11 protein-coding genes are annotated in these 13,653 nt (G+C 58.7%); 5 read left to right on the forward strand and 6 right to left on the reverse strand.

All coding sequences use genetic code 11. From position 1 onward, the window contains the following. From FZF13_RS14950 to FZF13_RS14975, 6 genes are all read right to left on the reverse strand, one after another. Positions 1-795: a carbohydrate ABC transporter permease gene (locus FZF13_RS14950; RefSeq protein ID WP_081766986.1), complete on the reverse strand. Its 795-nt coding sequence runs from the start codon at positions 793-795 to the stop codon at positions 1-3. A 77-nt stretch (positions 796-872) separates the two neighbouring features. After that, positions 873-1,712: a carbohydrate ABC transporter permease gene (locus FZF13_RS14955; RefSeq protein ID WP_051504896.1), complete on the reverse strand. Its 840-nt coding sequence runs from the start codon at positions 1,710-1,712 to the stop codon at positions 873-875. A 156-nt stretch (positions 1,713-1,868) separates the two neighbouring features. Then, entirely contained in the window at positions 1,869-3,194 is a 1,326-nt protein-coding gene (locus FZF13_RS14960) for an ABC transporter substrate-binding protein (RefSeq protein ID WP_024926960.1), read from the reverse strand. A gap of 30 nt (positions 3,195-3,224) precedes the next feature. Next, entirely contained in the window at positions 3,225-4,409 is a 1,185-nt protein-coding gene (locus FZF13_RS14965) for a CaiB/BaiF CoA transferase family protein (protein WP_036255099.1), read from the reverse strand. After that, the gene (locus FZF13_RS14970) at positions 4,406-5,533 is read right to left on the reverse strand and encodes a type 2 periplasmic-binding domain-containing protein (protein ID WP_024926958.1); all 1,128 of its coding nucleotides are present in this window, start codon (positions 5,531-5,533) and stop codon (positions 4,406-4,408) included. The genes FZF13_RS14965 and FZF13_RS14970 overlap by 4 nt, the downstream gene beginning before the upstream one ends. Continuing rightward, positions 5,526-6,095 (reverse strand): MaoC family dehydratase, encoded by a 570-nt coding sequence (locus FZF13_RS14975; protein ID WP_024926957.1) that lies wholly within the window; start codon positions 6,093-6,095, stop codon positions 5,526-5,528. Before FZF13_RS14975 ends, FZF13_RS14970 begins: the two co-directional genes overlap by 8 nt. Before the next feature lie 139 nt (positions 6,096-6,234). On the opposite strand from FZF13_RS14975, the gene FZF13_RS14980 reads away from it, so the two are divergent. The 5 genes from FZF13_RS14980 to FZF13_RS15000 all read left to right on the forward strand — a co-directional run bounded on the left by FZF13_RS14980 (position 6,235) and on the right by FZF13_RS15000 (position 13,295). Further along, entirely contained in the window at positions 6,235-6,684 is a 450-nt protein-coding gene (locus FZF13_RS14980) for a MaoC family dehydratase (protein WP_024926956.1), read from the forward strand. Continuing rightward, positions 6,681-7,751, forward strand: a complete 1,071-nt coding sequence (locus FZF13_RS14985) for a Gfo/Idh/MocA family protein (protein WP_024926955.1) — start codon at positions 6,681-6,683, stop codon at positions 7,749-7,751. The genes FZF13_RS14980 and FZF13_RS14985 overlap by 4 nt, the downstream gene beginning before the upstream one ends. A 161-nt stretch (positions 7,752-7,912) precedes the next feature. Beyond that, positions 7,913-8,731: an IclR family transcriptional regulator gene (locus FZF13_RS14990; protein ID WP_024926954.1), complete on the forward strand. Its 819-nt coding sequence runs from the start codon at positions 7,913-7,915 to the stop codon at positions 8,729-8,731. A 959-nt stretch (positions 8,732-9,690) separates the two neighbouring features. Further along, entirely contained in the window at positions 9,691-11,844 is a 2,154-nt protein-coding gene (locus FZF13_RS14995; protein WP_024926953.1) for a type I secretion system permease/ATPase, read from the forward strand. A gap of 5 nt (positions 11,845-11,849) precedes the next feature. Continuing rightward, positions 11,850-13,295, forward strand: a complete 1,446-nt coding sequence (locus FZF13_RS15000) for an HlyD family type I secretion periplasmic adaptor subunit (protein WP_150978955.1) — start codon at positions 11,850-11,852, stop codon at positions 13,293-13,295. Positions 13,296-13,653: the final 358 nt, after the last annotated feature.

Here is a 13,653-nt window from a genome sequence, read left to right on the forward strand (position 1 = left end):
TCAACCTTTCACGCCGCCGAATGTCAGACCGGCAATCAGATGTTTTTGGACAAGGAAAGTCAGCGCGAGCGCCGGGATAATGATGATGACGGCCATCGCACACATGCCTGCCCAATCGATCGTGAACTGAGCCGTGAAGTCGAGCAGGCCGACCGGAAGCGTCTTTGAATCTGTTGAGCGCGTGAGCTGACTGGCGAGCGCGAATTCGTTCCAAGACGTCAGGAAGGCGAAGACGCCAGCTGCTGCGATGCCCGAACGTGCAAGCGGAAACTCGATTTTCCAGAAGGCTTGCCAGCGGGTGCATCCATCGACCTGTGCTGCCTCTGAAAGCGCCAGGGGGATCTGCCGGAAGAAGCCGTCGATCAGCCAGATCGTGAAGGGAACGTTGAGGCTTACATAGACGATGACGAGACCGAGTTTCGTGTCGATCAGGCCAAGCTTCGACCAGATCATGAACACCGGCAGGGAGAGGGCGATGCCCGGCACAGCCCTGAACAGCATCAGGCCGAGGAATATCCCGCCTTTGCCTGCGAAACGATAACGGGCAAACGCATAGCCGCCGGCCATGCCGATCACGAGGGCAATGAACGTCGAGGTCGCCGCAATGATCACGGAGTTCATGAAGTAGCTGCCGACAGGCAAGCCGATCTGTTCGGAGCCGAGGCCGAATATCTTGCGGAAATTGTCCAGCGTCAGGTTCTGCGGAATCCACACCGGCGGCTTGGCCAGAATTTCACTGTTCGGCCGAAACGCGGAAAGCACCACCCAGAGGCCCGGCACGCACATGATGATCATCAGCAGGAAAGTGGCCAGCCACAGGCCCGCGGACTTCAAGCGCTGATTGATCGGAGGATGGAATGTCTCGGTCGTGCTCACTGCTCGCCTCCCATGTAACGGCGGGCGGAAACCAGCTTCCGATAAAAATACCAGGTGAATAGGATCGACAGGATGGTGGAGATGTAAGCCATCGAATTGGCCATCCCCATCCGCGCGTTGTCATAGCCTTCGCGGGCAATAATCGTCCACAGAAGCTCGGTGCGGCCGGCAGGCCCACCACCGGTCATCACCTTGACGATGTCATAGGCACGGGCCACATCCAGCGAACGAATGGTCATTGCGATGTAGGCGAAGGGCATGATGAACGGCAGCGTGATGTGCCGGAACACCTGCCACGTATTGCAGCCGTCAACCTTCGCCGCCTCGAGCGGATCGCTGGGCATGGCGAACAGGCCAGCCAGCAGCAGGATCGCGAACACCGAAGTGCTCATCCAGATTTCTGCGAAGGCGAGCGAGAACATTGCCAGCGCTCCGTTCACGAGCCAGGGCAGGGGCGTCGCGATCAGCCCAAGAGCGAGCAGCGCGTTGTTCAAGATGCCGATATTGTCGTTGAAGATAAACTTGAACTGGAAGCCGACGAGGATCGGCGAGAACATCATGGGAAACATCATGATTGTTCGCAGTGTCCGCTGACCCCAGGTGACCTTGTTGATCAGAAGCGCAATGCCTAACCCCAGCAGCAATTCCAGATTGATCGCGATCGTCAGAAACAAAATCGTGCGTCCGAACGCGATCCAGAAATCGAAGTCTGTCAGGGCCCGAGCGTAATTGCGCCAGCCAATGACGGTGTAGAGTGTTTCGGGGCGGACCAGGCGATAACCGGTGAAGCTCGTGTAAAGTGAGAAGACAAGCGGAACGAGAACCACGAATGCCATTGTGATCAGCGCCGGAGCGAGCAGCAGAAAGGGTGTGGACGCCCCGCTACGCCAGAATGGCAACGCCTTGCTTGCCTTGCTCACGAAACACCCTCCAAACCTCAAGAAAGATGGAGGACGCCGGCCGGAAAACCGGCGTCCGATAGCCATAGGCCGCTACTTGATGTAGCCGGCATCCTCCATGATGCGGCGCGCTTCCTTGGCCGCCTCGTCGAGCGCTGCCTGCGGGGTCATTTCGCCCAGAATGGCTTTTTGCAGGCGCGGCCAGATTTCGTTGGAGACTTCGATCCAGGGCTGGATCAGCGGCGGGGTGAAAGCGTCTTCCGACATCGAAACCTTGTAGGTCTCGAAGACCTTGACCATGAATGGATTGTTCTTGGCCTTGAATTCGGCGGTCACGTCCTCCCACACCTTCGTGCGGGTCGGCAGCAAGCCCTTGCGGGCTTCGATCATCTGACGGTCATGGTCCGTCAGGAAGGTGATGAGCGATGCCGCGGCAGCCTTGTTGTCGCATCCCTTGGTGATCGAGAAACTGTGGCTTCCCGCCCAACCGGTACGCTTGCCGCCGGCACCTTTCGGGGCCCGCACGAGGCCGACATCGCCAGCGATCTTGGAGTTCGCCGGGTCGTTGAAATAGGAAGCCCAGCCGGCCCAATCGAGGTTGATGGCAATCGTGCCGGAGCCGAAGCCGAGACCCGTGTCATCCCACAGATAGTTCATCACGCCCGCGGGAACCGCCTTGGCGTCGTAAAGGTCCTTGAACCACTGGACCGTCTTGACGCCCGCTTCCGAGTTGAAGGTAGGGTTCCACTTGTCGTCGAACAGCGCGCCGCCGTTGGCGACAAGCATTTCGTAGAAGCGTCCTGTAATCGCTTCATCCTTGCCGACATACTGGGTGCCGTAGAAGTCAGGCGCCTTGGTGAAGAAAATCGCCTGATCCTTCACCTGGTCCCAGGTTTCAGGCGGCGCGAGGTCGTAGCCATACTTGGCCTTGAAACGATCCTTGTTGGCCTGATCTTCGTACAGCGACTTTTTGTAGAAGAGATTGGATACGTCCGAATGGCGCGGCAGCTGGACCAGCGAGCCGTTGACCGTCGAGTTTTTGATCGCCAGTGGATCGAACTGAGCCAGCACGTCTGCCGGGATCACAGTCTTGAGATCGATGTAGATATCGCCGTATTGCGGCGCGAAAGAGGTGTGGTTCGAGCCGACGCACCAGTTGAGCGTGCCGGCGGCGATGTCCTGCTTGATCTCTCGGTCGAGTTCGAAGTGGTTCTTTCGGCTGAGAATCTCGACCTTGGCTCCGGTCGCCTTCTCCCATTTCGGGATCTCGGCATAGAGCGGCTCGTACTGCGCACCGCCGATCAGCTTCACTCGAAGCGTATAGCCTGGGAAGGACCCGTAATCCTGCGCCACCGACGTCACGGACGTACCGCAAAGCAGGAGCAACCCCACAGCCAATTTTCCAAGCATGTTCGACATTATTTCCTCCTCAACGTGTTTGTGTTGTTGTTACGAGCGCTGTTCCCTGCTGCGCCCGCATCCGGCCGTCAGGCCAAATTCCTCGATGATGCGCGCCTTGTCGGCTCCAAGTTCGGGCGCGGGTTTGCTGCTTGTCAGGACTTCGCCATCGATGCGGAGCGGGCCGCGCAGCGTCTCCAGGCTCACACCAGGTCCTGACAGGTTCTGGATCATCGACAACCGGCGGAACGCTTCCGACTCGAGCAAACGAGGCCAGTCGGTAACCTCCGCGCACCAGATATCGGCAGGCTGCAGAATGGAGATCCAATAGGCTGTCGTCTTCGCCTCGATCGCCTTGGCAAGTATGCGCTTGATCTCGTCGCGATCGCGCATCAAGCCTTTGGCGTCACCATACCAGCGCTCGAGGCCCGGAACCTGCATGAGGGTCGCCAAGCGCTCCAGAGAAGGGGTCATGGCAATGGCGAACCAGCCGTCGGCGGTGCGGTATACGCCATAAGGTGCGCCCAGATAGGCATGGGCGCCGTTGACGGCCGAACGATGGGGCGCTCGACGGCCGTCATTGAGATAGGTGGTCAGAACTTCGAACTGAAAGTCGAGCAGAGCTTCCAGCAGGCTGGTTTGCACTTGCGCACCCTTGCCGGTTCGAGCTTTCCGGACCAGTCCGGCCAGAATGCCCTGGGCGAGCGCGTTGCCCGCCAGGATGTCCGCGGCGGCGAGCCCCATAGGTGTGGGTGGGTCGTCCGCGCTGCCAGTCAGCCAAAGCAAACCGGACCGGGCCTGGGCGAGCAGATCTTGCCCGGGAAGGTCAACCCATGGGCCGGCTTCGCCATAGCCGGAGATGGAGCCATAGACGATGTTCGGCGATATCGAGCGAACGTCTTCATAGCCGAAACCTTGTCGCTCGATCACGCCCGGTCGAAAATTCTGCACCACGACATCAGCCTGCGCGATAAGTCCGCGCACGAGCGCCCGGTCGTCCGGGTCACGCAAATCGGCGGAAAAGCTGTCCTTGTTGCGGTTGATCGCCTGGAAGAGTGAGTTCATCCCTCCGATCTCGGTGTCGGAGAGATAGAGTGTGCGGCAGAGATCGCCGGTACCCGGACGTTCGATCTTGATGACCCTGGCGCCGAGGTCCGCAAGCTTGAGGGTGGCCAATGGCCCCGACAAAAACTGCGAAAAATCGATGACCGTGATGCCATCGAGGGGGAGCATCATGATCTGCACTCCCGATAAGCGGTGTTAAGTGAGGCTATTGTCGCGGCGCTGTCGGCTTCGCGGCGCAGGAAGGCGTGGACGATGTCGCCTGCGCGATCCTGCAGTTTCATGTATCCATGGTAGCGGGGACGCACCCAGGCCGTCTCGAGCGTCCGGCGCGTATTCCTGAAGAAGTCGCTTGTCGTGTTGTTGCAGACGTCGTCATCCCACGCGGCCGCGTGAGCCGGTTGACCGCCACTCGATGTGAAAAGGCCACGCTGGCAATCGCCTCCGGCAATCCAGAAGGCGTAGTCGACCGCAATGTCTTTGTGTTTGCTGAAGGCCGACACCGCGATGCCGGTGCCGCCGAGGACAGTGCCTTTCGGTGTGGCCTGCGAAATACCGGGCGCGTCGTGGAATACCAGGAGATGGGGACAAAAACCGTCCCGCGAATAGTTTGTATAGCCGTAGCCGAACGGCGAATAGGAGGGACCATCTGCGTCGCGGCCCATCCATTCATAGATGCCAATCGGGTCAAGCGACAGGCAGCGCTTGTCCATCAGGCCCGCGATCTCGGCCAGCAGCTCAAGCACATGCCCGGCATGTTCCCGGTCCAGCAGATCGTCGTCAGTCTCAGCGACCGGGTAGTCAAGATTTCGAGCGATGCCGAAGAACGTCATCAACGCGTTGATCGGAACCAGGGCAAACGCAACCTCGTCTTTACGGGCAAGGTCCAGCACCTCGCGCCACAGTGCTGGGGCTTGCCTCAGTCTGTCAGGACGCAGGCAAGCGACCGGCGTGGCTGTATCGATCGCCAAAGCCCATTGCCGTCCGGCAAATTGATAGGATGGATGCGACAAGCCTACCGAGCACGCCGCGAGCCGCGCCATCTCATCGTCGCGCAGGCCGTCCAGCGGCAACAGGTTTCCTTGCTGGGCAACCTCGCCAACATGCGGATGGTCGATCACCATCAGATCGTAGGTTTCAGCCATTTCCGCGATAGGCCGGTCGGCGAAGGCCTGAAGGCTTCGCTTTTCCCAGGTAATGCTGACACCCGGATGCCGTCTGGCATAGTCGAGCGAGGTGGCGACCATCGGGTCAAAGCCGCGCGAATGATCCCAGGTCATCCCACGCAGATCAGCCACGCGCGGGCTCCTTCTGGTTCTGTCTTTTCCTGGCCTCTTCGGCAAAATCGGCCGGATTTCGGTAGGATGCAGTCAAAAGGTGTTCGGCGTAGAGGGCAATCTCGCCTTCGTTCTTGAAGACCGAATAACTGACCCTGAGCTTGCCCATCGTCTCATTGTGAACCTCCTTATGGAGGTTCTTGCGGATCGTGTAGATTGTGTCCCCGATGAACACCGGCTTGATAAAGCGCAGGCGGTCATAGCCGTATGAGAAGGAATTCAAGCAGTTCGTTGCCGCCAGTCCGAGGCCAAGTGAGAAAACGAACGCGCCCGCCACGAGCCGCCGCCCGAACACTCCTTCTTCCCTGGCGAACATGTCATCGCTGACATAGGGGTGATGGTCCATGACCAGGCTGTTGAACAGCATGGACTCGCCTTCGGCGATCGTACGGCGGATCGACCTTATTTGATCGCCGACTTGAAAATCCTCGAAGTACCAGTCCTCTGAATTCCAGACAGGAATGGCGGCGTGCTCTTTTGGCAGGCCGGGTAATCCCCTGGCTCGAACGCCGATTTCGGCCATCGGCATCTCCCTCCCAGGATGGTGTCTGCCCTCTTCGTGGCAGGCGCGGCCGCTTTTGATGGGCAACACATCGCAGACGTATTTTCACTTGTCAAATTCTTTTTCATATATCAAATTTGTAAAAATCAAGGAGAGAGCAATGGAAGTCCCCCAGCACTTCGAGGACTACAGGGTCGGCGACGTGCGTCAGTCAGGCGGACGCACGATTACAGAGGCCGATATCGTCATTCACGCCGGACACTCCGGCGATTTCTTTCCACACCACATGGACGCCGAGTTTTGCCGGGGGCAGCCCTTCGGCCAGCGCCTCGCACATGGAACGATGACGTTTGCGATCGGCATCGGTCTCACCGCGACCCAGATAAATCCGCATGCAATGACCTATGGCTACGAACGGCTGCGTTTCCCCAATCCGGTTTTCGCAGGCGATACGCTCAGAACCAGGATCACGATTGGCCGAAAGGCCGACGACCCGAAGCGGTTGGGATACGGACAGGTTGTCGAGATATGCGAGACGACCAATCAGGACGCCAAGACGGTGATGTACTGCGAACACATCCTCCTAGTGAAGAAAGAGGGTACGCCATGACATCGATCGAGCATTCCGAGCAGAATTGGCCGGCACCGAACAACCCCAAGCCAATAACGATTGTCGGGGCTGGCGGCATCGTACGCGATGCTCATCTGCCCGCATACAATCAGGCCGGACTGAAAGTGTGCGCGGTGACCGATCTCGACGCGGGCCGGCGCAGCGCGCTCGCCGCGGACCACGACATCGGCAAGGTCTATGGATCGGTGGCGGCCGCCGTTGCGGCGCTGGGGACAACTTGCGTCTACGATGTGGCTGTACCGCCGGTTGCGATCTTGAGTGTGTTGCGGGATTTGCCCGAGCATGCCGCCGTGCTGATCCAGAAGCCGATGGGCTTGGATCTCGCCGGCGCCAGAGAAATACGGGCACTGTGCCGGGAGCGAAAGCTCAAGGCTGCGGTCAATTTCCAGCTCCGGTTTTCGCCGATGATGATGGCGGCGCGGCAGGCGATCGCGAAGGGCCTGATCGGCGATCTTCTGGAGATTGAAGTGCATGCGAACATCTTTACACCATGGACCTTGTTTCCCTTCTTGCTGACGATGGATCGAGTGGAGATACTCGTTCACTCGATCCATTACCTCGACAGCATCCGTGCCTTGTTCGGTACGCCGAAAGGGGTGTTTGCACGATCGATGGGTGACCCGCGGGCGCCGGGTTTCGCTCAGACGCGAACCAGTGTCATGCTTGATTGGGGTGACCAGCGACGCGGGCTGATGAGCATCAATCACAATCACCAGGCTGGGCGGAAATTCCAGTCGGCATGGTTTCGTATCGAGGGAACCGAGGCGACCATGATGATCAAGCTCGGCGTTTGTTTCGACTATCCACGTGGCGAAGCCGACGAGCTTTGGTTCTGTCCGAACGGCGGCGAATGGCGACAGGTGCCGCTAACGGGAAGCTGGTTCATTGAGAGCTTCATGGGACCGATGCGCAACGTCCAGCGCTTCGACGCGGGCGAAGACGACCGCTTGTTCTCCGGCGTTGAAGACGCGTTCGAAACCATGGCGCTGGTGGAAGCCTGTTTCGATGCGATGGAGCGTCCGCCCGTCCCCCTTCAATTGAACTAGCATTTCGCTCCATATGGTTTGACGAACAGCGATTCGCTGGAGAATTGTCACAAACACTAGGAGAAGGATCGACCTCTCTTGCGGCGCAACCTGCCGGCTTCCGTATAACGGTGCCGGAGACCTCCAGCCGCTGGCGATCCGAGCTTTGGGAGCCGGCAACAATGAATCGACCGCCAATCTCCGATCCGGATGCATCATCCCCACGTTACACGGCCCCTGCGCTCGAAAAGGGGCTCGATATTCTGGAACTGCTGGCATCTTCAGAAGGCGGTTTGACTCAAACCGAGATCGCGAAGGAACTCGACCGCTCGGTTTCCGAGATATTCCGCATGTTGGTTGTCCTGGAGGCACGAGGTTACATCGCTCAAGACGGAACGTCCGACCGTAATGTGCTGACGACGAAGCTGTTCGAACTTGCGCACAAGACGTCGATCATTCGCAGACTTTCAACAGCGGCTGGCCCCGCAATGCGGGAGTTGGCAATCGCAATCAATCAGTCCGTGCATTTGGCGGTGCTTTCGGAAGACGCGGTGCTCATTGCAGCACAGGTCGATCCTCCGGCAAGGCACGTGCTTTCCGTGCGCCTTGGAACACGGGTCGATCTTTGGCGCGCATCATCTGGTCGCGTCATGATGGCGTTTCAGCCCGAAGAGACCCTCGCTGCCATGTTCGACCGGGTAGCGCTACCTGAAGATGTGAGCGAAGTGCGTCTTCGCGAGGACCTCGCGGAGGTGCGAAAGCGTGGCTATGAGGTTGTAGACAGCTTCGTGATCCGCGGCGTGGTCAACATCTCGGCTCCGGTTATCGACTACACGGGCGAAGCCATCGCCGCGCTGACGGTCCCCTATATCGAACGGTATGGCGAGCATACCAGTTTCGATACGTGTTGCCGGCTAACTCTGGGCGTTGCGGCAAACCTCTCTCGCTTATTGGGGGGAGGGGCTCGGTTTTCCGAAAGCGAAGCACCCTCGTCGCCTTAGGTTGTGAAAGGCGGCTTCCTTGCATTATTGTTTCTGGCGTTTCGACGAATTAGCAAGAAATGACGCTAGAAGATCGCGCGGTTTTCCCTCCTGCTTTCGCGACAGGCTCTCACCGATATGCCTGAGTTTCAGCAAGCTTATGCCCGCATGATGAGCGCAAAGTTATCCCAGAAAGATAGAGATTGCGGCCGGACGACCGCTTTCTCGATGTTCTCACCCGAAACCAGCCAGTCCGCTCTCGGCCCCAATCTAGATGCGCTATTTGGCTCTAATTGATGACTGCGACACGGATGAGCCGCCGGCCCGAATTGTGGGTTGCATGCCAGTTCCCGGCTCTAGCAGACATGCAATTTGCGTCGATCTTTAAGTTTCCCGGGTATGGCGCCCGCAACCTAAGCGCCACCATACAGAGCGCTACAAAATTCCCCAGCTAGCTGTTGCGCGTTGATCAAATGCAAAATGCGGCTTTGTTGGCTTCCTGACCGGTCGCGGTCATTTGTCGACGGAAATCGAGAAAATCTTTCACGACGACACTAGCGCTGCCACGATTAGGGGCTTTGGCGGCGTTGGGGCTGTCTCCCGACGAATGGTTGCGGAAGGTGATAGTATCAGTAGTGGAAGACGATCTTTACCGATCTGTCGTTGATGACAGGTTCGAATCCCATCTGGGTTAGTTGGGATGGAGGATTGGTCGAAGCCGTTCGCGCCGACTATTCGATAGATTCACAATCATTTTTGGGTGTGGTCGGTCGACGGGATTTACAAATGCTCGATCCTGTCTGTTGACATGTTAAGGGGTTGCCACTCCTCAAGGATATGATCGGACTTCTCTGGCCCAATCGTATTAGCAACACCTCACAATTGATTTCCACTTTTTGTTTGCAGCCAATGCTTGCATCGCTTTCTTCAAAGTGCAGAAGTTGGCGGTGAGGAAACTTTCTGTTGCGCGGGGCGGGCGTGTGAACAGTGTCGAGCCGCATGCGGCTCCAGTCGATACGGGCGTGGTATGCTTGGCGTTGATCGCGCAATATTTGCGGCGACCAGCGGATGCCGATGTCATCCGGCATGATCTTGGACTGGTTGTCGATGTAGCAGGCCGCGAGGACATTGTCAGAGCCGCCAAACGCCTAAAACTCAAGTCGCGCGTGGTGCGCCCCGCGGCAAAACGGCTGGATCGGCTGGCGCTGCCTGTCATCGTCGAGAAGGCAAGCGGCGGCTTTGCCATCTTGGCTGCGCTGTCCGCCGACAAGGTGCTTATCCAGGATCCCGCGATCGGTGCCGCGCAGGAACTGTCCCGAGGCGAATTCGAGGCGGGATGGAGTGGCTTTGCCATCCTGATCACCAGTCGTGCCTTTGCCGACGGGTTTGCCCGGCGCTTCGATTTCTCCTGGTTCATTCCGGAGATGATCCGTTACCGCTGGGTCTTCGCCGAAGTGCTGCTTGCCTCGTTCTTCGTGCAATTGCTCGGCCTGATCTCGCCGATCTTCTTCCAGCTGGTCATCGACAAGGTGCTGGTCCACAACGGCCTGACAACGCTGGAAGTGCTGGTGATCGGCCTCTCCGTGGTGTCGTTGTTCGAGGTGCTGCTCACCGGCTTGCGGACTTATGTGACGACACACACGACCAGCCGGATCGATGTGGCGTTGGGTGCCAAGCTGTTTAATCATCTCCTGGGGTTGCCGATCGCCTATTTCGAGGCGCGCCAAACCGGGCAGACGGTGGCCCGCGTGCACGAACTGGAGAACATCCGCGCGTTTCTCACCGGGTCGGCGCTCACCGTGCTGCTCGACGTGTTCTTTCTCTTTGTGTTCCTGGCTGTGATGTATCTCTACAGCCCATGGCTGACCTTGATCGTCGTCTGCTCGATCCCGGCCTATGTGCTTTTGTCGGTTCTGGTCACGCCCGAGTTCAGGAGGCGGATCGAAGAGCGTTTCAACCGCGGCGCTGAGAACCAGACCTTTCTGGTTGAATCCATCGTCGGTGTCGAAACGCTGAAAGCTATGGCCGTCGAGCCGCAGATGCAGCGGCGCTGGGAGGATCAGCTTGCCGGCTATGTGCAGTCCGGTTTCCGTACCTCGAACCTCGGCAACATCGCCTCGAACACAGCCCAGTTCATCTCCAAGGCCGTCATCGTCTTGACGATGTGGTTCGGTGCCAAGGCGGTGTTGGCGGGTGACATGACGGTTGGACAGCTGGTCGCCTTCAACATCATGGCCGGGCGCGTCTCCGGGCCGGTGCTGCGGCTGGCGCAGCTGTGGCAAGACCTGCAGCAGGTGCGTATCTCCGTTGACCGGCTGGGCGATATCCTCAATGCGCCGGCGGAACTCACCGGCAGCGCCGGCCAGGGATCGCTGCGCAAGATCGTCGGCCAGGCCAATTTCGACCATGTCTCCTTCCGCTACCGGCCGGGCGAGCGCGAGATCCTGAGCGACGTGTCGTTCTCCGTCGAGCCGGGCGAGATCGTCGGCATTGTTGGCCCATCCGGCTCCGGCAAGAGCACGGTCGCGAAATTGTTGCAGCGCCTGCATGTGCCCGAACGCGGTCGTGTCATGATCGACGGTGTCGATCTGGCTCTCATCGACCCGCGCAGCCTGCGCCGGCAGATCGGCGTGGTCTTGCAGGAGAACGTGCTGTTCAGGCGCACGGTGCGCGAGAACATCGCGTTGTCCGATCCCTCGCTGCCGCTTGACCGGGTCATCGAGGCGGCAAAGCTGTCCGGCGCGCATGAGTTCATCGTCAAATTGAAGTCCGGCTACGACACGGTGCTGGAAGAGCGTGGCGCCAACCTTTCCGGCGGCCAGCGCCAGCGCATCGCCATTGCCCGCGCGCTCGTCACCAATCCGCGCATCCTTATCTTCGACGAGGCGACCAGCGCGCTCGACTATGAATCGGAATATGTCATCCAACAGAACATGAAGAAGATGGCGCAAGGCCGCACCGTCTTCATAATAGCACATCGGCTGGCGGCGTTGAGGGATGCGACCCGGATCATCACCATCGAGGCTGGCCGCCTGACCGAACAGGGAACCCATAGCGAGCTTCTCGCCAGGAACGGCCGCTACGCTCAACTCTACCGCCTGCAAGGCGGGACGCTATCAGAAGCGGCGGAGTAGGGGCGATGGGACGCATCTGGCAAGCCGTTCGACATGGGATCGCCAGGGAGCGACAAGAAAAACGCCCGCGTCTCAATGCCGATGAACGGCAGTTCCAGGCGGCAAGCATCGAAATCCTCGAAACGCCGGCCTCGCCGACGGCGCGCGTCTTTGCCGGACTGATCATCGTCTTTGCCTGTGGGGCGGTGGCCTGGTCGTGGTTCGGCCGCATCGACACCTTCGCCACGGTGCAGGGCAAGATCATTCCGATCGGCAAGGTGCAGGTGATCGAACCGCTGATCACCGGGCGTGTGAAAGCCATCCACGCGAAGTCCGGCGACCATGTCCAGGCTGGGCAAACACTTGTCGAACTCGACCCCGCCGAGCAGATGGCGGAACGCCAAAAACTCGCCGGCAATCTGGCGATCGCCGAAGTCTCGGCGGCCCGCTTGCGGTCGATGATCAAGGCGGTTGACGAAAGAATGCCACTGATCGAAGCGCGCTTCACCGCGCCTTCGAATGCGCCGAGCTCGCTCATCGACCTGCAGCAGCAGCGCATGCGCCAGTCGCTGGCCGCATATGAGGCGGAACAGCTCAGTCTCGCCGCCGACATTGCCGCGAAAAAAGTCGAGATCGAGCGCGGCGCCAAAACGCTGGCCGAGCGCCAGAAGCTGGTCAATCTGACCGGCGACCGGCTCGATGTCTTCGAGGAGCTCGAAGGCCGTGGCCTCGGCATCAAGTCGCGCACCATCGACGCGCGCCAGAGCAAGCAGGATCAATTGCTGGCGGTTGTCACCGACGAAGGCCACATCGCCGAACTCGGAGCAACCAAATCCGCGCTCGAAGCGCGCAAGCGCGAACGCCACGAAGCCTATCTCGACAAGCTGATGACGGAACTGACCGATACGGACAAGGAGATCGGCACGCTGCGGCAGGATCTCACCAAGGCGGAACTGTTCGAGCGGGCGAGCACGCTGAAAGCCCCGGTTTCCGGCCGCGTGCAACAGGTGGAAATCACCACCTTTGGCGAGGTCGTGCAGACCGGCCAGCGCCTGATGGTGGTGGTGCCCGACGGCACGGCACTCGAAGTGGAAGCGATGCTGCTCAACAAGGACAAGGGTTTTGTGCGCGAGGGCCAGAGTGCCCGCATCAAGCTCGAGGCATTCCCCTTCACCCGCTACGGCACGCTCGATGGCTCGGTGCAGTCGGTCTCCAACGATGCGATTCCCGCCAAGCCGACAGCGGGCACCAAGGAAGCCGCCCCAGACACTGCTCAACAAACAGCCGGACCGCTCGTCTTCCCGGTGCGCATCGCCATGGCGGATACCAGCATCCGCGCCGATGGCCAGGACGTCCCACTAACGCCCGGCATGTCGGTCACCGCCGAGATCAAGACCGGCGATCGCCGTGTCATCGAATTCCTGCTCGATCCACTCATGGAGATGAAAGATGAGGCATTCCATGAAAGATGATCAAAGCAAAAAAGATGTTCAAATAAAACTTGATCGGAAAATGTTTGTCAGGACTGTCAGATCCATGGCTGTCGCATTATTGTTGACGATGTCAACTATCGCATTAATAAATTACTGGCATTGTGATGGTTTTGAAAAATCTATTTTTGTCTCAGCTTGGCCACCAAATTTAATATTGATAGACTCTGAGCAATTTAATTCACTACCACCTGGTATGGGTTCAAAATTAACTCAAATAACATCGTCGATTGGCGCCATTTGGTTTTTATGGTTTCTATGGAACATCTTGCAAGATGCTAGAAGCGAATCGTATGTGTACATAACTGGACTTATGAAGGTTTCGTTTTTTGCGCTTATG

Origin of the sequence: Mesorhizobium terrae (assembly GCF_008727715.1) — a bacterium.
Taxonomy (GTDB): Bacteria; Pseudomonadota; Alphaproteobacteria; order Rhizobiales; family Rhizobiaceae; genus Mesorhizobium; species Mesorhizobium terrae.